Source organism: Prosthecobacter sp. (assembly GCF_034366625.1).
GTDB lineage: Bacteria > Verrucomicrobiota > Verrucomicrobiia > Verrucomicrobiales > Verrucomicrobiaceae > Prosthecobacter.
Genome location: NZ_JAXMIH010000008.1, coordinates 201,984 through 225,660, shown reverse-complemented (window position 1 = coordinate 225,660; position 23,677 = coordinate 201,984). Strand labels below are relative to the sequence as shown.

The 23,677-nt window shown below is 60.2% G+C and carries 15 protein-coding genes; 3 read left to right on the top strand and 12 right to left on the bottom strand.

Annotated features, from left to right (window positions below; genetic code table 11):
- Together U1A53_RS09405 and U1A53_RS09400 are read left to right on the top strand one after the other, a co-directional pair.
- The gene (locus U1A53_RS09405; protein WP_322280406.1) at positions 1 to 1,992 is read left to right on the top strand and encodes a VCBS repeat-containing protein; all 1,992 of its coding nucleotides are present in this window, start codon (positions 1 to 3) and stop codon (positions 1,990 to 1,992) included.
- Entirely contained in the window at positions 1,989 to 3,101 is a 1,113-nt protein-coding gene (locus tag U1A53_RS09400; protein WP_322280405.1) for a sialidase family protein, read from the top strand. Before U1A53_RS09405 ends, U1A53_RS09400 begins: the two co-directional genes overlap by 4 nt.
- Positions 3,102 to 3,107: 6 nt before the next feature.
- Here the strand turns inward: U1A53_RS09400 and U1A53_RS09395 are convergent, their stop codons facing one another.
- The 12 genes from U1A53_RS09395 to U1A53_RS09340 form a co-directional block, all read right to left on the bottom strand.
- Positions 3,108 to 4,619: a sulfatase-like hydrolase/transferase gene (locus tag U1A53_RS09395; protein WP_322280404.1), complete on the bottom strand. Its 1,512-nt coding sequence runs from the start codon at positions 4,617 to 4,619 to the stop codon at positions 3,108 to 3,110.
- 58 nt (positions 4,620 to 4,677) lie between these two features.
- Positions 4,678 to 6,924, bottom strand: coding sequence for a hypothetical protein (locus U1A53_RS09390; protein WP_322280403.1), 2,247 nt, complete (start codon positions 6,922 to 6,924; stop codon positions 4,678 to 4,680).
- Between the two features lie 48 nt (positions 6,925 to 6,972).
- Positions 6,973 to 7,839 carry a hypothetical protein gene (locus U1A53_RS09385; protein WP_322280402.1) on the bottom strand — a complete coding sequence of 289 codons (867 nt, stop codon included), beginning with the start codon at positions 7,837 to 7,839 and terminating at the stop codon, positions 6,973 to 6,975.
- A 6-nt stretch (positions 7,840 to 7,845) separates the two neighbouring features.
- Positions 7,846 to 8,826 (bottom strand): alpha/beta fold hydrolase, encoded by a 981-nt coding sequence (locus U1A53_RS09380; RefSeq protein ID WP_322280401.1) that lies wholly within the window; start codon positions 8,824 to 8,826, stop codon positions 7,846 to 7,848.
- Positions 8,823 to 9,581: a M14 family metallocarboxypeptidase gene (locus tag U1A53_RS09375; RefSeq protein WP_322280400.1), complete on the bottom strand. Its 759-nt coding sequence runs from the start codon at positions 9,579 to 9,581 to the stop codon at positions 8,823 to 8,825. The genes U1A53_RS09380 and U1A53_RS09375 overlap by 4 nt, the downstream gene beginning before the upstream one ends.
- A 44-nt stretch (positions 9,582 to 9,625) precedes the next feature.
- Positions 9,626 to 10,471: a hypothetical protein gene (locus tag U1A53_RS09370; protein WP_322280399.1), complete on the bottom strand. Its 846-nt coding sequence runs from the start codon at positions 10,469 to 10,471 to the stop codon at positions 9,626 to 9,628.
- 21 nt (positions 10,472 to 10,492) lie between these two features.
- Positions 10,493 to 11,917 (bottom strand): sulfatase, encoded by a 1,425-nt coding sequence (locus tag U1A53_RS09365; RefSeq protein ID WP_322280398.1) that lies wholly within the window; start codon positions 11,915 to 11,917, stop codon positions 10,493 to 10,495.
- Between the two features lie 81 nt (positions 11,918 to 11,998).
- Positions 11,999 to 14,107 (bottom strand): hypothetical protein, encoded by a 2,109-nt coding sequence (locus tag U1A53_RS09360; protein ID WP_322280397.1) that lies wholly within the window; start codon positions 14,105 to 14,107, stop codon positions 11,999 to 12,001.
- A 34-nt stretch (positions 14,108 to 14,141) separates the two neighbouring features.
- Positions 14,142 to 15,494, bottom strand: coding sequence for a sialidase family protein (locus U1A53_RS09355; RefSeq protein ID WP_322280396.1), 1,353 nt, complete (start codon positions 15,492 to 15,494; stop codon positions 14,142 to 14,144).
- Positions 15,495 to 15,507: 13 nt separating this feature from the next.
- Positions 15,508 to 16,896 (bottom strand): neutral/alkaline non-lysosomal ceramidase N-terminal domain-containing protein, encoded by a 1,389-nt coding sequence (locus U1A53_RS09350; RefSeq protein ID WP_322280395.1) that lies wholly within the window; start codon positions 16,894 to 16,896, stop codon positions 15,508 to 15,510.
- Positions 16,897 to 16,904: 8 nt separating this feature from the next.
- Entirely contained in the window at positions 16,905 to 18,458 is a 1,554-nt protein-coding gene (locus U1A53_RS09345) for a hypothetical protein (protein WP_322280394.1), read from the bottom strand.
- A gap of 31 nt (positions 18,459 to 18,489) precedes the next feature.
- A complete protein-coding gene (locus U1A53_RS09340; RefSeq protein WP_322280393.1) occupies positions 18,490 to 22,623 on the bottom strand; it encodes a PVC-type heme-binding CxxCH protein in 4,134 nt (1,377 codons plus the stop codon).
- A gap of 76 nt (positions 22,624 to 22,699) precedes the next feature.
- Between U1A53_RS09340 and U1A53_RS09335 the strand changes: the two genes are divergently transcribed.
- The gene (locus U1A53_RS09335) at positions 22,700 to 23,677 is read left to right on the top strand and encodes a sugar phosphate isomerase/epimerase family protein (protein ID WP_322280392.1); all 978 of its coding nucleotides are present in this window, start codon (positions 22,700 to 22,702) and stop codon (positions 23,675 to 23,677) included.

The window sequence follows — 23,677 nt, the reverse complement described above, 5'->3', positions numbered from 1 at the left end:
ATGACAAAGCCGCTCCTCCTTCTCTTTCTTCTCGTCACCGCCTGCAAGGCTGAGCCGCATTTTCCTCCCGGCACGAAGGCTTTGCCATCAGCGGCCCCCAAAGGACGTGGGCCGCTGGCGTTGGTGAATTTGAATCATCATGTGCTGGGGCATGCGAACGTCTTTGGCGGCAAGGAGCCGGATTTGTTTGTGGCGGGGTATGGCGGGCCTCAGGCGGTGCATTTGTTTCGCTGGGTGGAGACGGCGGAGAATGGCGCGCCGGTGTTTGCTGAGCCGGTGGTGGTGAAATGCGCGTTCAAGGACAAGGGCAGCGTGTTTCAGACGAAGGATGGCACGATCACGGGGCTTTGGATCAGCAAGGAGGAACTGGTGACGACGAAGCTGGATCGCGAGGCGATGGAGTTTCGCGAAACGAAGCGCGTGAAGCTGCCGAAGGAGGTGAAGTCGCCTTCGAGTCTCGGGGTGCTGTTGAATGAGCAGGGCTATGACCTGGCGTTTGAGGTGTCGAACGGAGCCAAAGGAGTAGAGGGTAGCCCGAACAAGGAGGAGTGGCGACCCTTCAACTCGTCCGGCATCGCGGTGGGCGAGATGCGGTATCGTTATCTCGTCGGCTGGCCGACAAAGGGCGAGGTGAAGCAGATCACGGCGACGAAGAACGAGGTGTATTTCTCGATGCATGGCATCACGGGCATTGGTCTCGGTGCCGGGCATGAGCGCGACCTCATCACTGGCTCGAGGCAGGGCAATCTGGTGTTTTATCGCAACAAGGCGGCGAGCGGGTTTGATCTTGAAGCGAAGCGTCTCGTCGCAGGCGAGGATGGCAACGCGCTGCGACATCCGAGCATCAATCCGAGCGTGTCGGCGTATCCGGGCGGCTTGATCGCATGTGGCGAGGGCTCGCTGTATTTCTACCGCTTCACAGGGAACTGGGCGAAAACGGGTGCGCCGGTGTTTGCTGAGCCGGTTTCGGTGTTGCAGGAGAACGCAGATCTCTACGCGGGCACGCTGCCATCACCGACGACGGTGGATTGGAATGGCGATGGTGTGCTGGACATCCTGGCGGGCAACTCGGAGGGCTTTGTGCTCTTCTTTGAAAACATCGGCAACAACGACAAGCCGAAGTTTTTGCCTGCGACACGGGTGAAAGCCGGTGGACGCGAGATCCAGGTGCAGGCGGGTTATTCCGGCAGTTTGCAGGGCCTTCAAGAAGCACGCTGGGGCTATCTCTCGCCGAACGTGATCGACTGGAATGGCGATGCGCTGCCGGACATCATCACCGGCGACATCACGGGTGATTACCTGATCTATCTCAACCGTGGCACCAAGACGGAGCCGAAGCTTGACGCGGCGCATCCGCTTTACTGCGATGGCATCGATTTGCATGGCATGTGGCGCTGCAGGCCCGCAGTGGCGAAGATCGGCAACCGCATCGCGCTGGCGATCGTGGATGGCGACGATCATTTTCACCTCTACTGGCGCATCGACGACTACAACGTCGAAGACGGCGGCAAGCTGAAGCTCGACGATGGCAAGCTCATCGGCACGAGCGGCGGCATCGGAGGGATGAGCGGGCGGTGCAAACTCGACTTCTTCGACTGGAATCAAGACGGCCATCTTGATTTCGTCATTGGCACGGGGCGTGTCGTTTCGATCCCGGATCGTGAGACGGGCTATCCGATGGCCGCGCTCGGCAAAAACCCGGTCGTGGGTGGCGTGATCGGCGGTCTGATCGATTCCGCATTGCCGACGAAGCTGAAGAAGACCCTCGGCACACCGCTGGTGATGCTCAACACGGGCACGAATGACAAAATGAAGTTCGCGAGGCCGCTCGTCTTCCGTGACGAGGCTAGAACCGTCATCCAGCCCGGCGGTGCGCATGAAACGGGCGCGGTGGGCACGATGCTCGGCAAAGACGGGCCGAATTTGCTCATTTGCAACGAGGCGGGGCGTTTGTTCCTGCTGCCGGGCAAGAAACTGCAAACCACGCCATGAAACGATTCCTCATTCTTCTACTGCTCTCTTCCACGCTGTTCGCTGCGGAGCCACTGCTGAACCTTCCAGGCACCGACGGCGACCCCGCGAAGATCGACTTCGCCAAGCTGCCAGTGCTGAAGGGCACGCATGCGGTGGTGTGTCCGTATGAGGAGGCGTGGAAGTTTCAGCTTCACAACTACCTGCTGCATCATGAGGGCAAGTTCTGGTGCATGTGGAGCGCGGGACCGGTGGTGGAGGATGTGCCGACGCAGCATGTGCGTTATGCGACGAGTGAGGACGGATTGAAGTGGAGCACGCCGAAAAACCTCACGGGCATGCCGCTGGAAGGCCGCGCCTACATCGCCCGCGGCTTCTGGCTGCGTGATGGCGAGATGCTGGCGCTGGCGGCGAGCTATCAGGGCAAAGGCGCGTTTGGTGTGAACAAAGATTTAAAGTTGGTGGCCTTCGCGTGGGACAAAAAGGGCGACACTTGGAAAGAGACGGCAATGGTGTTTGAGAACGCGATCAACAATTTCTCACCGCAAAAGCTCTCCACCGGCGAATGGATGATGACGCGGCGGGATGCGCGCTTCAATGTCTCGATGCTCATCGGCGGCGTGAAATCGCTGACGGAGTGGGAGGTTGTGCCGGTGGTGGAACGGCTGGCGGCGCTGAAGGTGAGCAAGTTCAGCCCGGACGAGCCGGTCTGGTGGGAACTGGCTGATGGCACGATCATGTCGGCCATTCGCGACAATGGCGGATCGCAGCGGCTGTTCCGCTCCGTCTCGAATGACCATGGGCGCACCTGGAGCAACCCGGAGGTCACGAACTACCCGAATTCGACGAGCAAGCTGTTCACGTTGAAGACGAGTCGTGGCTTCCGGGTGCTGGTTTCAAACGCGAACCCCGCGATAGGTCGGCGTGAGATGCACCTCGCGATCTCGGAGGATGGAAAACAGTTCACTCGCATGGCGAGACTCGACATTCCGTCGCCGAAAGCGACGACGTTTCAGTATCCGCACGTCATCGAGCACGACGGGAGTCTGTTCATCGCGTTCTCGAACAAGAAGAACGTCACCGAGGTGCTGAAGGTGCCGCTGGATGAGGTGGAACGGCTGCGGAAATGATCGCGGTCACTTCATCACGGAATCGACAAAGCCAGCCTCGGTGCGCTTGAGCTCGGCTTTCATAGCTTCGCGGAGCTTGGTGATGCGATCAGCGTGTGTGGCGTCACCAATGAGATTTTTCAGTTCTTCGGGATCGGACTTTAAATCGTAGAGTTCCTCGCCGGACTGGCCGTCGAGGTAATGAATGAGCTTGAAGCGGTCCTGGATGACGGCGGAGTAAAGCGGTACGCCCTGGTGATTGTCCTGCTTGGCGCCAGTGAGAATGGTCTGGCTGACTTTGGAGCCGTACTCGTTGCCCATGTGCTCGTAGTAGCAGGCGTGCGGCCAGGCTGTGTCAGGCTTTTCGAGCAGTGGCGTGAGATCACGACCATGAACCTGCCACGGCACTTTCACGCCACTGATGGCAAGGAAGGTGGCGGCAAGGTCGGGCGCGTTCACGGAAGCAGCGCAGACTTTGCCGGTGGGAAAGCGCGCTGGCATGCTGACGATGAGCGGGGAGCGGTAGTTGGCATCATACGGGGCCAGTTTGGTGCGGAAACCGTGCTCGCCCATGCTGAAACCCTGGTCGGCGGTGTAGATGATGAGTGTGTTGTCATATTGACCGGATTCCTTGAGCGCGGCGATCAATTGACCGACGCCTTCGTCGATGGCGGGGACGCATTCGTTCACCTGGCGGACCCAGTCGTCGAAGCGCTTCGCTTTTTTCGTTTCACCGAAGGCTTCGCCGCCCTTTTTGGCAATGGGATGACCGTCCTCGCCCTTGGCCCAGGCCTGCATCTTGTTGAGGTAATCGGGCTTGCCTTCGCGTGGCGGGAAGATGTCGGCAGGCACGGGCACTTCAGCGTCCTTGTAGCTGCCGAGGTGGCGTTTTGCGGGTTTGGAGGGGCCATGCACGCTGCCGTAGCAGAGCCAGAGATACCAGGGCTTCGAGGCGTCGCGATTTTTGCCTCGGATGTAGTCGAGCGACCACTTCGTGTAGTTGTCAGCGGGATAGCCTTCCACGGTCTGCTCCTTGCCGTCGATGGAGAGAATCTGCGTCTCGTAATACGCGCCGGCGTTTTCAGGATGCAGCGGACGGTTCCAGACAATCTGATGATCCCAGTCGCGTCCCCAGCCGTTGTCAGTGCCGGTGTGCCACTTGCCGATGTGCGCGGTGTGCCAGCCTTGCTTGCGCATTTCGGCGGGAATGAACGGGCACTGCTTTGGATCGTAAGTGCTGCCGGGATACTTGCCCGCCATCGACATCGACTCAATGCCATGCGGATGGCGTCCGGTGAGCAGCGTGGCGCGCGAGGGCATGCACCAGGAGCCAAGATAAGCGGCGTGGAAGCGCACGCCATTTTTCGCCAGCGCATCAATGTTCGGTGTCTTCACCCAGGGCCAGGAATCGGGGTAACAGCCAACGGTTTTGGTCGATTGGTCGTCGGCGTAGATGAACAGGATGTTCGGACGTTTTGCCTCCGCCGCCGAGGCTTGAAATGCGAAGGTGCCGAGCAGGAGGATGACGAGTGCTTTCATGGTGGCGCGGTAAACGCCACGCACGACGGCTTTGTAGCCGCAAAGCGCCTGGAATCACTCAGGCGGCGTTTCCCTGCGAAGGCGGCGGCAACTTTGCCATGGGCGGTCGCAGCACACCCTGCGGCGGTTTCGCAAGGGGAGCACCCGGTGGTCTGGCGAGGGGTTTCGACACCGGAGCGGAAGGCGGTCTGCCGACCGGTTTTGCCACCGTGCCAGAAGCGGGTGGTTGTGACGGTGGAGGTGGTGGCTTGGCTCCAGGAACAGGCGGTGGCTTGACGGGTGCTGCCTCCTGTGCCCGGGCAATCGTTGAGAGCACAGATTGCGGTGGTGGCGCGGCCTGCGCCTGTTTGGGCGCGTGCGCTTTTTGAATCATTTCCCACAGGCGCAGTCCACGCAGCAGGGGATGGTTGCGCAGGGCGGCGAGCACGTTGTCCTTGATGGCGGGCGGCTCGGTGGCGAGCTGGTCGTAGGACCCTTCACGCTGTGCGGCCAGCATGCGGCCGAGCGCGGCCAAGATGGCGGATTCAGCGGCCGGCATGTGATGAAACGTGTTCTTCGCCTTGAAGACGTTGAGCAGTTCCAGGGTGAGCTGGCCGGAGACAGGCGCGGCGTCATGACGCAGAAGAAGCGTGTCTCCGCCGGCCTCCTTGAGCCGCTCCAGCACGGCGATGAAGCTGCCACGCATCGCATCGCTGGTGGAAATGCGAACCTTGCTGCCGCCCCATTCGAACCAGCGGTCGGCTCCATCGAAATTGTCGTAGCTCTTGCGGATGTCGCCTTCGCTGATCGTGACAGGCGGCGCGACCATGAGTTCGATGAGATCCCGCACACGCTCACCGAGGTCGATGGCACTGGCAGGGGCGATTTCCGCCTTCGCTGCATCAATGGCCTGCTGGAGCAATGCGTCGATTTTTTCCGCGAGCGGTGTTTTGGTGACGACTGGCGGAGGCGGCGCGGCCTGCGGAACCGCAACAGGCGCCACGGCAACGGCGGCAGAGGGTTCAACAGCCTTGGCTTCTTCAACAACACGCACCGGCACTGGCGCAGCCTCGACAACAGCGGGGACAACCGGAGCTGCAGCAGCGAGCACGACAACGGCGGGAAGCACCACCTGTGGTTGTGGAGCTTGTTCAGCCGGCGTGGTGCGCATGGCATACACTTCTGCGGCTGCGGCGAGCAGATGACGCGGGAAGATCGCCCCACCGGCGGTGAGGCGGGCCACGTCCTCCTCCAGCAGCGGATGAATCGCGGAGGTGATGCCATCCTTCTTGCGCTGCTCCACGAGTTCCGGTGTTTCGAGGCGGCAGTTGAGCAGCAGGCGTTTCTGCTCGTTGGCCACGGGCAGCATGTCGATCACCGGCAGGCGGAAACCCAGCGGCGCGTTCGAGTCCGGCACGCCGATGCGGCCGCGCAATGCCTGGGTGAGCGCGGCGTCCCAAGCGGCGAAGCGTTCGGCCACGAGGCCAATCAAAACGACCCAGTTTTCGCTTTGATCGATCAGCGAGAACAGCAGACGCTGCATTTCATCAAACTGCGGCTGCGTGGCCACGAGATCGAGCTGGTCAAGCACCAGCACAGCGGGAGAACCCGCCTGCGAGGCCAGTTTGCCGAAAAGCTGGATCACGAGACCCATTTCAGAGCGTGCCAGAGGCTCGGGCACGTTGAGGTATTTCAACTCATTCTCCGTGAGGTAGGCGGCGCCGGAGAGCCATTGCGCGGCGAGATGCTCCTTGTCCTCACGCAGCACATTGAGCAGGCAGCGCAGCACGCTGCGGGGCACCATGGGATGATCGGCCTCCAAAAGCTGCACCGCCTGGTGGATCATCTCTTTGCGCGTCTCCAGCTCGATGTCCGCCCAGGCCTCGTGCAACTCCGGCAGTGTGAGATCCTGCTCGACCACCGGCTTTAGCAGCGCATAAGCGAGCAGACGAAGCTGGCTGTAAGGTGCTTCTTTGCCCTCGGCATTGCGCGCCGGATGCCGCAGACTGCTGACGAACCGCGAAAGGATGAAGTTCTCCAGCGCCTCCGGCTGCAGCGGCGGGTTCGGCGCATACGCGTAAAAAATGCGGTCAGCACACTCGCGCCGCAGCCGCGCAAAGAGATGCGATTTGCCGGAACCGCCCGCTCCACGCACAAAACGCACCTGGCTGCGGTGCTGCGCCCGCACCTGATCCACGGCGATGCGCAGCGCACCAAACGGCACCGAATGAATGTAGGGCACATCCAGAAAGGAGGCGGAATTCCACAGATCATTCTCGCCCACGCTCGTGGACATGAAGGGGTTCAGGCCGGCATAGGAGGACATGGTCTTGGGAGGAGTCTGTTCAATATTCGAGAGGAGGCGGAACTGGCATCAGGAGAGCCAGCACCAAGAGTAACCGGGCGGGCCGAGAGACATCGGGACAAGCAGGGCACTTTCCTGCTCGGGGAGGTCTTGCGGCCGTTCACAAGGTTCTAGCAGGAGGTGCCCATTGTTGTAAAGCGTCTCAATCAAACTTCGTAAAACCTGACTATCAGCCGCCCCTCCGAGTTCGGCCGCCCAAGCCTCATAACGGGCAAAGGTCTGGGGGATCGGAATCATCATCGTGGACGAGCGCAGCCGGTCGAGATCATACCAGGAACGCAGGATGGCCTCATCAGGAAGGATGACGGCTTTGATTGGCGGCGAATCCAGGCCAGCGTGACAATCTCCGTCCAACCAAGTGATGAAATCGGCGAGCGTGGCGGCTTGTGAACGAACGCTGTTCGCGGCATCGAGCATTTTCTGCAACGCACGGCGTTTCGCGGCATCGAGCAGTTCCGAGGGCTTCGGCTTGCGTGCGAAAACAAGTCTTTTGGCTCCCGGCAGCACAAACGCATCGCCTGCTGCGACGAGTTGCGCCAAAGCTCCCTCAAAGTGCGGCAACAGCGCCTCAGGCAGCTTTGTTCTCAGCTTGGCCGCAGGCTGTTCCTTCTTGGCCAGATGCACGTATTGCTTCAGGAGCGCGGCAGTCGCTGATTCGCTGCTCCGGGGGGTGAAAAGCGGCTGCGGCTTGCCGCTGGTTCCTGCCGCGATGCGATTCAGCGCACCTGTTGCCACCAGCGACTCCAACGCGGCCACCACCGCCTTCGGTGTGGCGGCGCGGCCAACAAGCGGTTTGACGAGCTTCGTGATGTCGGACGCTTTCAGCGGCAGCACGGCCTGATTCAAAGCCTCATGGATGGCGTGTTCGAGGGTCATGGCGGTTCAGCGGCGGGTGGATTTGATCTGGCGGTCCAGCCAGCGGGCGACATCTTTCACCACCTCCTCGCGCTGCACGTCATGCAGCAGCAGATGGTATGAGCGGGTGTACCACAGCAGTTTCTTGTCACGGCTGCGCACTTCGGCAAAAAGCGTCTGGATCTGATCCGCCGAGGAAAGCACATCGTTCGGCGATGCCACAAACAGAACCGGCATTTTCAAACGATGCGCCGAGTCGGCGTTTCCATCCAGCATGCCGCCGATGGTTGTGAGCAGCCGCAGTGAAAAAGCGCTGACATGATGCGGCGTTACCGCCATCTGACCGCCGTGGGTGCTGTTTGAAGTGACCTGGATCTTGGATTCATCCACACCAGCCAGTTCTCCAAGTGAATAGCGCGTCCGAGGTGAAAGCTTGGCCGCCATTTCGAGCAGAAACCGCTGAAAGCCGTTCACCGCCATGCGCAGCCCGGCCACAGGCGAGGCGAGGATGATGCCATCCGGGTCGTCACGATTCCCCAGCAAGTCTGCGGCCGTGTGCAGGGCGATGAGACTGCCCAAACTCTCGCCATACCAGAACACCGGCGTTTTCGAGTGCCTGCGCTTCACCAGACTGTGAAATGTGGCCAGATCACGCTTCCACGCTTTTTCGCTAGAGATGTCGCCACGATCCGTCAGCACTGGATCATTCCCCTGCCCTCTCAAATCGTACGCATACACGGCGTAGCCGCGCTTCGGCAGCATCTCGCCCAGATACCAGAAGTCTGACTTCGCGCCGCTCAGACCATGCACCGCGATCACCACGCCGCGCTGCGTCACTCCTGCGGGCACCTGCCAGGACTTCCACGGCATCGTCTTGTCATCAAAACTCACCCAGTCGTCCGCCCGCAGCATGCCATGGCCGCCACCGATTTTCGGTATCGCCGCACAACCGCACAGGCCCGCCACAAAGACGAGCCATGCCATGCGGAGGATGGAAAACGTCTTCATGATTCTTTCAAGAACGCCGTCGCCGCCTCAAGGAACGCCACCTGCGCCCGCACTCGCGTGTCGAGATCAAATTCGGACGGTGTCTCAAACGTCAGCGTCAGCGGGCAGCCGCGCAGATGCAGTTCGATCGCCTCCGGCATGCCCGGCAGATGTGTCGGCAGTGTGCGGCGGCGGATCACACCACTCTTCGCACGCTGGCCGTCGATGTTTTTGCGCGGATCAGGCGCAATCACACGCGAACATCGCTCAATGATGCCATGACCCGCTGTTTGTCGCGCATGATTGAGTTCGTAGAGATAAATCCCCTGCCCGTCGTAATCCTCATGCAAACACAGGCCAAAGCGCATCGCACGTCCGGTGATCCAGCGCTGCCACGGACCGCAGATCAGATCCTCCGCATCATGAAACCGGCGGTTGATGTCGATCCCACGATGATCCGCCCGCGTGTTCAACGTAAGGCCGACTGGATTGAGGCATGGAGCGATCAGGAACGAGCCGCGTTTCAAGTCATGCACGTGCTTCTCCGCCCACGTCAAAAGCCCCCAGGCCGCGCCCGGTTCATCGCCATGCACACCGGCGGAAAGATAAACTGCGGGCACGCCTTCATGCGCCGCCGTCGATTCAACCGTGATCACTGGCAGTTCATCCGCCACACACAACACCTTCACACGGCACTCCGCCTCTCGCGCTAGCACGCGCCAGCGCTGGATGAGGTGCTGCGCGTCATGGGCGCGGTGGTTGGGGAGCAGCTTCACGCGGCGGAGAATGGCGAGTTTGGCAGGCTCATGCAATTACCACGTCATTTCACTGCCGGATTCTTCCCTGGCATCAGTCGCAACGTCCCCCACTGCCGCAAGTTCGTCCGCTTGTTTTTTTCACCCGCGAACCAGTCCTCGTGATGAAAATTCCCAAAGTTTCCTGCGCCCTTCTCCTTCTCATCCAGATCACCCACGGCGATGTTCAGGCCCATTTTCGCCTCCTTGTCGTCGGGTGTAAAAAATTGGCCGGGCGCGATCTCCAGGCACGGATCGAAACTCACCGCCCACTCGATGATATAACCTTTCCCTTCCGGCAAAACCTTCGCGGCAGCCTGCATCGCACCCATTTCGATCCAGCGTTGATAATTTGCCCACGCCTTCGCATCAGATCGCGGTTCACCTTCCAGCAAACCACCCGTGCCAACGCCACCCAACCGCGATTTCGTCAAATTGCACACCATCTGCCAAGATGCGCCGTCTCCCGCCGCGTTCGCATCGCCCTGCCACTGATTGGATGCGTTGATAAGCAGTTCCATCTCATCGCCAAACCACGGCCAGCCCTCGCGCGTCAGTTCGTGTGCCTTCGGATTTTTCTCCGACAACCAGCGCGGCGTGTCGATGCCGTAAAGCACGTCATCCGTCACCCGGAACGCGAAGTACAGCCGCTTCGCATCAAACTTCACCCATCCGACGAGCGACAAATCCTCCGCCTTCGTCGTCGGCGAGAACTGTGGCGTCCATCCCTGCACACCCTCGAATCGCACCGCATCCTCCCACTCCCCCGCCTCGATCACGCCATCCACCTTCGGCGTCGTGCCACGATATGCCTGCAACTCCCGCGGCCACTCGCCCGCCAAGGTCATTCCAGTCAACATCAGCCAGATCATCACTCCTAACTTCATAACTCATCACTCCTCCTTTTTCTTTTTCCCCTTCCCTTTCTTCTCCTGCGGCGGCCCCTTCGTGCTGCCTTCATTCTTCGCCACTTCCTCCGGCTCTGGAATCCGCCCCTGATCCTTCGTCTGCTCGATCCATGTCGTCAGAACCCCGCTCAAGCGCTCCAGCGCCGCGCGATGCTCCGGTTGGTTCGACTTTGCGAGGTTCTGGATCTGATGCGGATCGGCCTGCATGTCGTAAAGCTCTTCCTCCGGCATCGTCGGCGCCGCCAGGACAGCCTGCCCGGGTGTCAGCTTGTCCTGCGCGGCCAGTTCCTTGATCAGATTCCACACCGGATACTGCGCCTCCTTGTAGCGGTTGAATTGCAGGAACGGCCGGTCTGGCGTGAAGTTGCGGATGTAGCGGTAGCGCGCATCCCGCACCGTCCGCAGCCGGAACACCGTCATGTCACAGCGGTCTCGCGCGCCAAAGACATATTCCCGCGCCGGTTCCGCCTTCGCGCCCATGAACACCTGCCCCTGCATCCCCTTTGGCTTCGCAATGCCCGCCCAAGCCAGTGATGTCGCCGTCAGATCAATCGACATCAGCAAGCGATCACTCGTCTTGCCTCCTTCATAACCCGCCGGAGTCGGCAGACCGGACGGCCAGCTCAAAAGGAACGGAACATTCAGCCCCTCCTCATAGCAGAACTGCTTCCCGCGCACATGCGCCTGGCCGTTGTCACCCACGAAGCAGATCACCGTGTTCTCCAGCAAGCCGTCACGCTTCATCAGCTCCATGATCTTGCCGATCTTCCGGTCCAGCTCCGTCGCCGCATCCAGATACTGCGCCCAGTCCTTCCGCGTCACCTCATGGTCGGGATAATACGGTGGAATCTCCACCTTCGCCGGATCGGCATGCACCGGTGCATGAAACGTCCGGTGCGTCTCCTGAAAGTTCACCTGCGCATAAAACGGCTGGTGCGTCTTCAAATCATCCCAGTTTGCCGAATCAAACGGCTTCATCGGCGGCGCGAAATTCCAGTCCGTCTTCCCCGACCCCTTGAATCCCGCCTCCGCCGGCAGTTCCTTCACATTCGCCGTAAAATACCGCGCTTCCCGCATCCGCTCGCTGATCAACTTCACCCCTGCAGGCAACGTGTAACCATCATCCCGATGCGACCGATGATGGTGCGCGCCGATGGTCGTCTGGTACATTCCGGTATTGAAAGCCGACCGGCTCGCCGAGCAAACCGGTGCCGTCGTGTAATACCGCGTGAACCGCATCCCCTTCGCCGCCAGCCCGTCCAACACAGGGGTATTGACTTCCTTCGTGCCATAACACCCCAAATGCGGCCCGAAATCCTCCGCGATCAGCCAGAGAATGTTCGGACGTTTTTCCTGCGCCTGAATCGTGACGGATAAAACCAAACTGAAGAACGCAACAAATCGAATCATGCCCGTAGCATGATCAAAAACGCCGCAACGATGCAAGAACGGATTTATGCAGAACCGACGATTCACCGGCTTTCCAAACATTTACTTCACCGCCCTGCCCATGCCATTCACCGATTCGATGATCGTCACGCGGTCCTTTCCAGCCATCTCGATGAGTTCCGGCAGGTCATAGTGCCGCAGCACGCCATGCACGGTGTTCACAAGCTGGTCGAAGGTTTCGTCGGCCATCATGAGAGATTGCCATGAAAGAATCATCTGCCTCAGCGTGATCGACGAGAACGCCTCACGATCCAACGCCGCCGCATGCAGCGCCGGGATCGCCGCTTCGCCAATGGCGATGAGTTGCACGTCGGCAGCCTTCGTTTTCAAGAAACGTGTCCAGCTTTGCACGTCACCCGTTCTCATGCCGACATAGCTTTTCCCCATGAGATAGGCGGTGAGAGTTTCGAGATTGTCGCGGCCGAACTTCCCCGCGCCGAAGCCCTTCTTCCGCAGGCCCGTTTCCGTTTCGCCGATGCCGCGCAGTTCGGCGGCGAGCACGATATGACCTTGCTTCACCAGGGTGTCGATGGGGCCGCCGGGCGCGGCGTCCTGTTTCAGGCTGGTGCCGTGGAGATAGAGCGTGGCTTTGCCGCTTGGCTTCTTGGGTTCAAACAAGAGCGCGGGCAGTTGCAGACCTGCTTCAGCAGCGAACACGAGCTTCTGAATCGTGGCTGCATCGCGCTCGATCTTGCCCGTGACTTCAACCTTCGATTCAGGCAAAGCCTCCGCAGCTTGTGCACCGATGGTTTCGCGGATGAGCTGACGCTTGGCATCGTCGTACAGTTCGCTCCAGGCTTTGCTGCGCGTGGTTTGCAGGGAATTGGCGATGTCCGCATTGATCTGGAAGACAGATCGCTCGCCGGGCATGAGCAGCACCTGTCCCTTTGGTGTGCAATGCAGTTGCTCGGGCGTCCAGTCGGGCTGGCTGTACTCACGCAGTTGCTCGTCGGTCAGTGAATCCGGCAGCGATTCTACTTCGCGGATGACCACCTCTTTGCCGAGCAGCCAACGGCTCATGAAACGCGCCACCGCTTCACGCAGTTGGATGGTGAAACCATGCGGCGCATCAGGTGCGGCGATATCCATGCACTCGGAGTAACCGAGCCGCGAGTAGAAGCGCTTCGCATCGCGAAACACATCCATTGTGCCCGAGAAGTCGAAGGTGACGTCCCGTGTGCCGGCACAGATGAGCGTGGGCTTCGGCGCGCGCATGATGCAGTAGTCCGCCTCGTCCATGCCAAATGCGATCTGGCCGAAGATGTTCTGCTCGCCATCCTGCGGACCTTTGGTGTCGATGAGCTTCCGAAACGTCGTCAGGAAGCAACCCGGCGCTGCGGCGACGATGCGGTCATCCAGCGCCATGAGATACGCCGTTTCCGTGCCACCACCGGAGTTGCCCGTGCAGCCGATTTTGTCCGCGATGATGTCCTTGCGGCTTTGCAGGTAGTCGATCACGCGCATGCCGTCCCAGATGCGGAACTGCGCCACGTTCGCGCCGATCAAGGCACTGCTGATGCCCATCATCGTGTGCTCCGTCGTACACATCAGCCGCACATTGGGATGCGGCGTGGGCACATGCGCCGCATCATCGAACGCTTTCCGCTGGTGTGTGGGATCGAGCATCTGATAGCGCTCGCCTTGGCCGACGGGATCGTAGCACATCGCCGCCATGCCATGCTTCGCCAGCAGGATCGACGCACGCTGATACTGTCCGACCGCCTTACCCTCATGACTGTGCCCGCAAGGCACCAGCACTGCTGGCCATGGCGGCGGCGTCTCGGGCAGATACAGATTCCCCGTCACATGAAATCCTGGGCGGCTCTCGAACATGATCTTCTCCACGCGATAGCCCTTTCCCTGCAACGTGCCGACCACCTGCGCCTTCAGCGACGTGCGCTCCGGCAATCCACCGATCTGCTTGAGGAAAAACGCCTTCCGCTCCGCCTGCCACGCGCGCATCGACGCCTCGCTCTTGATCATCGTTTCAAACGCGGCACTGCGACGATCCACCATCGAATAAAACTCCTTCTTCAGCCAGACTTCGAGATGCTGATCCGGCGTGGTGCCATCGGGGGTTGCTTTGAGAACGGTGAGGTCTTCAGCGGCAAGCGCAGACGACAGACAGAGAAGGGCAATGAGGCATCGCATGACATCCATACGCCGCTTCGAGCCAAGACCTTCGTCATGGACTCACCACGACATCCGCACTGCTCGCCGCCGCCGAAACGCGGCCCTCACGATCCACCGCCGCGATTTCAAACCGGTAGCTACCACCCAAGAGAAGCTGTCGGCTGAGATCGAGCTGCGTCGCCGCAGTTTGGATAACGGCATGAGGATAAATTTCCGTGTCGGTGTAGCTCGCAGCAGGCTTGATCAAAACCGGCGTCACTTGATACCGCGCTGCCGATCCCGACCAGGACAGCAGGCCTTTTGTAAACGTGATCCCCGTTGGCGCGGCCAAGTCCTTCGTCATCACACTTGGAGCATGAAGCTTCACCCTCCATGCGTCGATACGGCGATTCGCAGGCGTGATGACGACAAGCGAATCTTCTTCCGTGGCCGTCATGCCCGCATTTCCGCCGCATAGGCTGGTGAGAATGTGCGCCGGACTCCACTCACGTCCCGTTCCATCGGCGGAGAGGTAAAGGCGGCAGTGATTCTTGCTGTGCGCCGTGAGTAGCGCGAGCGCTCCATTTGGCAAGAGCTGCAACGTCGGCAACTTGCCTGCTGCGGACAGCTTTTCCGGTGCTGACCACGTCTTGCAGCGATCCGCAGACCGCACGCTCACGAGCGATGCCTTCGCGCTGCTGCCCGTGCGCACGATGGCGAGCCAGTCGCCGCCTTTTGTCGGCGAAACCGTTGTTTCGAGCCACGGCGTCGTCACCGGCGCACCCGCTTTCACCATCGCCGCTGCGGTCGTGATGCTCGAAAGCACCGTCCAATGCCTCCCACGATCTGCGGAGGTCAAAAGCAGCGCGTGATTGCCATGCTTGCCCCATGCATACGCGGGCATGAAAAGCACTCCCTTTTCATCCTCGAACGTGTGAGGCAGCGGTCGTGCGATGACGCCAAACTCGGACGGGCAATCGATAACGGCTGTCTCAGACTGCCAGGTCCGCCCTTGATCCTTCGAGATCGCGATTTGATAAGCGTCCGCCGGCACATCCTGCGCGGTGATCTCGCCATGCTTCTTCGGATCAGGCACCCAGCGAATGCCAAAGGCCAGCAGATCGCCATTGCGCAGCTTGTCAGCCCACAGATCCACCATCTTCGGCATCGGCCAGTCATCCGGCTGCGCCTTCCATGTCGCACCGCCATCTTCTGAAACACTCGCGCCCATGCCACCTGAGCCGCCGAAGTCATCGGGATGATTCGGGTAAAACATCAGCAGCCGATCTCCCGCCGAAACGATCTGTCCCGCGCCCGTGATGCCATCCCGCTCCACCACACTCACTCGTGGCGCGACGGTGATTTGAAGATCAACGGCGCTGATGGTGGCGCTCAGTGCGCAGCAGATGAAGCAGAGTTGTTTCATGGTTTTGGCCGGCCTACTTCAGCATCTCTCCCACCTTCCCGATGATGCGCTCCTCCAGCGTGTCGGCGAACTTGTCAGGGTGCAGTGGATTGGACCAATACATGAGCGAACGAAATGCTTCGTAGCCACCTTCTTGCAGCACGCGCTTGCTCGGGATGTAGGCGAGGATGTCGTTGCTGTAACCCGCGACCCACAAGCGGCCTGGGCCGGTGAACTCGCGCTTCAACCGCAGAGAGTAATCCACACACGTCTCGCCACTCAGCGCCACGAAAGTCAGATCGCTGCCAAAGCGCACGGTTTGAATCGGGTAATCGTAGTGATCGCGCAATCCACCATTCTTGATCGCATACAGCCGTTTCTCGTCCCACTTGCGCTGATAGACCTCGTAGCCCTTGTCATAGCCTTCGCCGGTGCTGAGACGCTTCTCGATCAGCTCCGCCGTCGGAATCGACTGGTAATCAAGCCGCGTCGTCTGCCAGTCGATGCGCAGTGGCCCTCGGATCGGCTTTGGCTTCGCATCAATGGCTGCCTCCACCGCCGTGGCGAGACTTTGGCCGTGGCGCAAGCTGAAGATCGGGCTGAATCTCGGATACGCATTCTGATCGCCGCCGCAGCCCATCATGAACAACGCCACCGTGCCCGGATGCGCTTCCTCGATCATCTGCTGCGCATGGCCCGCGTAATCGCCATGCCACTGCTTGAGGCTCATCGATGTATTGTGACAGGCGTAGCCGAAGACAATCGCGCTTAGCTTGCCTGCTGCCGAGTTCACCGTCAGCACCGGCACATCGTGATCCACCACGCCCTCGGGATTCGGACTGTTTAAGTAAGGATCGCCCGTCGGCCTGTCGCTCTTCAGTCGGCGGTTCATCGCGAAGCCGCAGCGCGCATGTCCATAGCTCACCGTCGCCGGTTCCAGATGCTGCAAGGACTCGCCAATGATGCCGATGATCTTGTCCGTCAAAAACGCGTTGTAGCGCAGGCAGCGCTCTTTCCGCAGCGGATCGGTGAAGCTCATGAACTCCAACTCGGTGTAGCGCAGCTCCGGCCCGCAGTGCGTGTGCGAGCAGTTGAGCAGCAGCGCCTTCTCCGGCAGCCCAAACTTTGTCTTCACCGCAGCTGCCACCGCATCGCGGAGCTGATACGTCACCTCCACGAGATCGAGCGTCACCATGACGAAGCGCGCGCCTTGTTTGTCCTCAATGGCGAGGGACTTCGCATGCAACTCCATCGCCGTGCCTTCCGCCGGCACCTCACGATTCGCGAAGCCCGCGAGATACATCGGCTCCGTCGGTGTGATGACTGCTTTGGCTGCTGCTGCTTTCCATTCCGCAAGTTCAGCGGCCGACAAGAGGCCACTGACGGTCCAGGCGAGACAGATCTGAAGTAGAAGTCGTTTCATAAAGCATGTCATTCGATCCAAAACGAGAACAGCCGCCCGTTTTGCACGGCGAACTCCAGCCGCATGGGCTGACCTTTGCGGCCTGTGATCTTGCTCAGTCCTGGAATGGCGATGTCGATTTCGTCGCGGTCCTGGACCACCACTTTTTGCAACGCCGTGCCGTTGTCATCGAGCAAGCTCACGGTCAGCGCGCCGAACTTCACCGCTGCATTCACATGCAGCGTGCCGCCGTCATGGATGAAGGGTTTCGTGCGCAGAATGCCAGGACGATAGCTGCCCTCCATCGCGACAAAGCGATCACGCTGGATGCTGGCGAGGCCAAAGGAGCCGCGGAACGATGACTTTGCGGGCAGCAGCTTCGGCTCATCGTCAAACTTCCAGCGCGTGCTGTGGAGTTGATTGCGTCCGGTGTAGTAGAAGCGCAGTTCATCACCCACGACCACGGGATCACTCGTCGGCGGCGAGATCACGCTGCGATCCCACTCGCCGAGCACGCCCTGCGCGAGAAAGGGCGATCTGTCGCTGAGCCGCTGCCAGCTTTGGTTGTCGCGACTGATGCCGAGCTGGATCGGTAGCGTCACGCTGTCGGGATTGTTCAAAAACATGTGAACGAGGCCGACGTGCAGACCCGCGTAAGGCACGCTGCGCATGTCGTAGATCTCAGTCGTCGCACTATCCTGCGCATCGCTCGCCATCACGAGTTCTCCCTTCTCGGGCGTCCAGTGGATGAAGTCGGCGCTCTCACAGCGCACCACCGCGCGGCCCATGTTGTAGGCGAGATTTGGGTCAGCAGCTTGTGCGGCCTTCTTCTCAGGCGACACGACTCCAAACGACCGGCCATACATCACCCAACGCTTCCGGGCCTCGTCGAAGTTGATGTGAATCGGTGCATCCAGCGTGGCGTAGCTCGCGGGTTCGTTGTGTGGCGTCCAATGAATGCCATCCGGGCTAAAAGCCACGCCTAGCGCGGTGAGTTTGCCGGTCTTGGATGAGGGCGTGCGCTGAAACTTCCGGTCGATCCACAGGTAGGCCATCTTGTAGCGTTTCTGCGGATCGGACTCGCGCTGGTCTTTGATCACCCCGCTCGCGTAGCAGAAGTAAGTCCATCCGCGCTCGCGTGAGCGGAGATATGCCAGCTTATCCGGTGGTGCCTCTTTCTGATCAAACTCGAAGCCGCTGAGGATCACACGATTCGTCGGCGTTTGATCGAACTCGGGGAACAGATGCAGCTTTGGCCGCTCCCACTTCACACCGTCCTTGCTCGTGAAATAAAAGACGCCAGGTCCGCCGCCATCCAGCCAGGCTTTGAAGATCTTCTCTTCATCATCATAGATCACCGAAGGCAGGAAGTAGCCGTCCGGCTCCCAGTCGTGCTCCTTCACGATGAGCGGATTGGCCTCGTGCTTCTGCGCCGGCTGCACTCGGCGCGTGAGATGCTCGCGGTGCTCGATGAGATGATCGTCGAGCAGCAATTGGTGCTCATGGCCGATGCGAACCGGCTCTGCCGCAAGAGCCGACGTCGCACCCAGAATGAAAGGGATCAATGTGATGAAAGCACGCATGAGCGAACACATACGCGGCCATCCTCGCGAACTATTCCCGCTTGCTGAGAAGAAACTTCAGCAACTCCAGCGCCTTCCTCTCCGGCAGAGCTTCGAGCAAACCGGGTGGCATGATCGAGACAGGCAGCTTCTGACGATCTTTGAGGTCAGCTTTTGAAATGATCACGGACTCCGTCACCGTCCGTGCCGTGATCGCCGTGTCGGTTTCCTGCTCGATGACGCCGGAGACGACGCTGCCGTCCTTTTTGGTCAAAACGTGGAGCTGGAAGTTGTCTCCGACGACCGCGTTTGGATCGATGATGTTCTCCAGGAAGTAATCGAGACCATTGCGCCACGATCCGGCGAGATCGGGGCCGAGCTTGCCGCCCACACCTCCCATCGCATGGCACACGGCGCAAAGCTGCTGGAAGGTCTGCTCGCCCGATTTCGCGTTGAAGGCCCAAAGCGGCGCGGATTCATACGCCTTCTTGAATTTGGCGATACTCGCCTTCGCTGCCTCGCTGGAATCGTTCACTTTGCCCCAGGTCGCGTCGAGCAGCGTGTTGATCTCCCCATGGTTCAAATTGCGCATCTGGCGGATTTGCAGACTGCTGAGGTGTTTCTTGTCGAACGTGCCGGCTTTGACGGCTTCGAGCATTGGTCTGGCAAGCTCCGCGCGGCTCGTCAAAGCGCCCAGAGCGGCGCTGCGGTCAGCAGGGTCAAGTTGGTCAAAACGGTCAAGGAGTGTCAAGGCGGTGGCCGGATCATTCGAGCGTGAAAGCAGCGGAATGACCGCCGACGCGAATGCCGCTTCATCGAGCAGCTTCGCGAAGATTGGCGTCGATTCGGCATCGCCGACGCGTTTGAGCAAATCGAAGGCGCTGCGGCGTTGGGGTAGCGGCTTTGCGGTGTCCCCTAGCACGGCACGCATTTCAGCGAGCTCCGTTTTGTCTCCAAAGAGCGCAGAAACCTGTCGGACGAGATCCGACTTGTCCGACAAGTCCGACTGAACCTGCGGCCACGCTTTCGGCATTTTCACAGCAGCCTCATCCTTCAAAGCGAAGGCCAGGATTTGCAGACCCCGCGTCGTTTTCAGCGTCTTCACCAGCGCCTCGCGGCCTTCAGCGCTCTTTCCGGCAAACCAGCGGATCGAATCAGCCAGCGAGGGCATCGGCGTCTTCTCCGCGAGCGCCAAGCCTCGCGCCCAATCGTCCCCAATCACCCGCGCAAGTCCAAACCAGATCATCTTCGGCAGGAAGCGGTCGTCTTTGTCCTCAGCGCGCATTGCGAGCGCGCTGCCAACAGCCAAAGCTGTCTCCTCATCCAACTTCGGCAAGGCTGACGCCAGCGCGAGGCGCACGGTGGCTGAGGGATCGGTCTTGGCGAGTTTGAGCAACGTTGCGGCGCTGAGTTTGGGTTTCCCCGCTTCCTCCGTGGCGAGCTGGATGGCCCATGAGCGGACGATGTCATCTTCGTCTGATAAAAGGCTCTCGAAGAACCCGCTGAAGTCTATCTGATCGCCCGCATTGATGGCAGTCCACATGATTCGCAAAGCCTGTTTACGATCAGCCGTCCTCAAGGCTAATGGCCCAACAAGTTTGCCGTAGGTTCCGAGAGGCCAGTTCGGGCGTTCTTGGAGAAGCCGACGAGACATCCTCGACTCCCACTCAGTTCCAGACACCGCCAGATAAACTAATTCAGCATCAGTCATCCTACCCAAATCCACCTTCACCGGCTTGTACGTCTCCTTCCACGAGATGCGGTAGATGCGGCCATTCGTGCGGTCCCATTTTTCGTCGTCGGGGTTGTGGCAGTGCTGGGTGTCGGTCCAGTCGATGACATAGACGGCGCCGTCGGGGCCGGTTTGGAGATCGACGGGGATGTAGTCGGGCGCGGAGCTGTTGAGGAGGTCGTAGCCAGCATGCAACGTCTCGTAGCCGCTGCCGGTGCGGACCATGTGCTGATGATTGAGCTGATGACCGTGCAGGTTGTGCGTGAAAAGATGGTCGCGGTAGATCGCGGGCCAGTTGTCGCCGTTGTAGATCATCGTGCCGACATGCGAGTGGCCGCCATACACGGCGGTGGTGCCCGGTTTGCCCGCGCCTCCCTCGCCGCTGTCGTAGCGCGCGGAGGCAGGCAGGTAGTTTTGCAGCTCGGGCGCGAAGTCCGGCGCGGTGGCGGACACGAAGGACGGATAATTCGCGTTCGCCTGATTCCAGAAGTGGCCGTTGCGGATGGCGTGCGTGGTGCCGCCTTTGCCGAAGAAGCTGCGGCAGTGTGTCATGAAGAAATGGCCTTTGCTGTTGTAGTCGAGCCCCCACTGGTTGCTGCCGCCGTGGCAGAAGACTTCAAACTCATGCCGCACCGGATGATAGCGCCACACCCCCGCGCGCAGCGTGACCCGATCCTTCGCATCACAGCCCGGTTTGCCGATGGCGGCGGTGTTGAAGACGCCTTGATTGCCATACAGCCAGCCGTCCGGGCCCCAGATGAAGCTGTTCAGCGTTTCGTGCGTGTCTTGATAGCCGAAGCCATCGAGGAGGATCTTCGGTTCGCTGGCTTTGTCGTTCGCGTCCTTCGGAATGAACATCAAATACGGTGCCGCGCCCACCCACACGCCGCCAAAGCCGACCTCGATGCCGCTGACGAGATTCAGGCCTTCGATGAAGATTTTCTTCGTCTCAAAGGAACCGTCACCATCTGCGTCTTCGAGAATCGTGATACGATCCTTCCCTTGGCCCTCGGGCTGGCGATTCGGATAGCTGAATGCCTCCGCCACCCACATGCGGCCGCGTTCATCGAAACAAAACGCGATCGGCTGCTTCACGTCCGGCTCCTTGGCGATCAATTCGATTTGAAAGCCATCCTGCACGCGCATCTCCGGCAGATCCTTCGACGAATTTGGCAGCAGATGCCAGAGCACGGGGCTTTCATCGCCGCGCTTGGTGCGGTCGCCGCTGATGGTGAGAGTGCTGGCGGCAAAAGACGGCTTTTGATCGTGGAAGACGAAGTCGTCGAAGTTCACATGGCCCCAGCCGGTCTGGCTCGAATCGGTGATGCGGATGAAAATCTTCTTCTCGACCACGCTTTCGAGATTCACCGCCACCCGCTTCATGTCCTCGCGATCCTCACCGCTGGCTTTGAAGATGACCTTGCCGCCTGCTTCTTCGACGATCTCCGTTTTCATTTCTCGCCCCCCGCCGAAGAGAAAACTCGCCCACGGATGCGTGGCGACAAAACTCGATGACGTGAGCGTGCCGGTGCCTTTGTCGCCGATGCGCTCGTAGCCGCCGAGCCAGAATTTGCCCGCATGCTGAGAGTTGCCGCGCTTGCGGGTCGCGACTGTGTCGCCTTCAACGGGTTGGCCGGTCCAGGCATCGCCCTCGGCCTTCCAGCCTTCGAGCGTGCCTTTTTCAAAGCCAAGATTCAGCTCCGCAGGTGGTGGTGATGCAGACACTCCTGTCTGCTGATTCAAATCATTGCGGGCAGGAGTGCCCGCATCACGTCTCGGCATCGCCGTCTTGCCGAGATGCGTGAGCTGGATGTTCCGAAATTGCACCTTGGCCGGTCCGGGGCCGCTGTGGAGCTGGAAGGCGATCTTGCCGCTCCATTCGGCTGCTTTGGCCTCATGATCGTCGAGCACGCTCATGAGCACGTCATTCACACGCACCTCGACGTGCGATGCGGTGGCGGTGATGCGGTAGGTGTTCCAATCGCCCGCCTTGATGACGCTCGCGAGGCTCTTCGGCTCCGCGAACACATCCGCCCAGCGTCGGCCATCCGGCGCGATGCTCACCCTTGATCCACGCTCCACGAGCAACGCGCGTCCATGCTCGTCGTAGATGCGCCCAAGCCATACCGCGCCCTGATCGAGATCGGCCTGGTAGCCGCTGGCGTGGCCGTTTTCGTCGCGTTGGCAGCGATACTGAATGCCGCTGTTCGCACTGGGGCCGCCGCTGATCCGAAACTCGACGCTCAGATCGAAGTCATGCACCTCGCCATCCCAGAAGATCCATTCGTTGCCCTTGAGCGGCTTGTCGGCGGGGATCTCGCCCGTGATGGTACCGTCTTCGACACGCCAGTGCTCTGCCTTGCCGCTCCAGTGGTCGAGCGTCTTGCCGTCGAAGATCGAATCGGCGGCAAGGAGAGGTGCTGCGGTGAGGAAGAGGGCGCAGAAGGATTTCATGGTGGGATGGAACGTGGCGAATCCTTTGGTCCATGCACGGCAACATGTCGTGATTCAGGCACGTTTGGCTTCTCCGATGAAACCAACCGCCTTCTCCCCGTCCCGCCGTCAATTCCTCGCCACCGCTGGTGCTGCCTCACTGTCGCTGCTGTCTTCGTCGAACGCGGCGACCTTCAAGACGGTGATCAAGAAGGCCAAGATCATCGGCAAGCCGGAGGAGAAGGCGCTGCGTGATCTCAAGGATGCCGGATTCGACGGCGTGGAGGTTTCGTTCCTCTTCGATGACGAGACAGAGGCCAAAAAGGCGCGTGAACTCGTCGAAGGCATCGGTTTGAAGGTACACTCGGTGTTGCGTGGCTGGGCGGAGTTCAACAGCGATGATCCGGGGCAGGTGGCAGCGAGTTATGCAGTGACTGAAAAGGCGCTGCGCACAGCGAACTGGCTCGGCGCGGAGACGATCCTGCTGGTGCCATGTCGCGTCGGTGGCCCGACAGTGAAGATGCCGGAGCCGTGGGAGTTTGACATCGAGTTCGACGAGAAGACCGGCCACGTCAGCCGCGTGGTGAAGGGCGACAACACGCCGTTTGCCCGCTACATCGCGTTGCAGAACAAATCGACCGACGGGTCGAAGGAGCAGGTGACGAAACTCATTCCGCTGGCAGAGAAGCTCAATGTCATCATCGGCCTCGAGAACGTCTGGAACAACCTCTGGGTGCGCCCGGACCTCTACAAGAACTTCGTCGCATCCTTCAATCACCCGTTTGTACAGGCCTACTACGACGTGGGCAATCATGTGAAGTATCTCGTGCCCGTGCATGACTGGATTCATACGCTGGGCGGCCTCATCAAGAAGATCCACATCAAGGACTATGCGCTCGCGCCGGATAACAAGAGCGGCAAATTCGTGCATCCGCGCGATGGCAGCATCGACTGGCCGAAAATGCGCCAGGCGCTCGACGACGTCGGCTACAACGGCTGGATCACCGTCGAAGACAACGGCCTGCCTCTGCCCGAGTTCACGGACAGGCTGAACAAGATCATCGCAGGCGTGTGA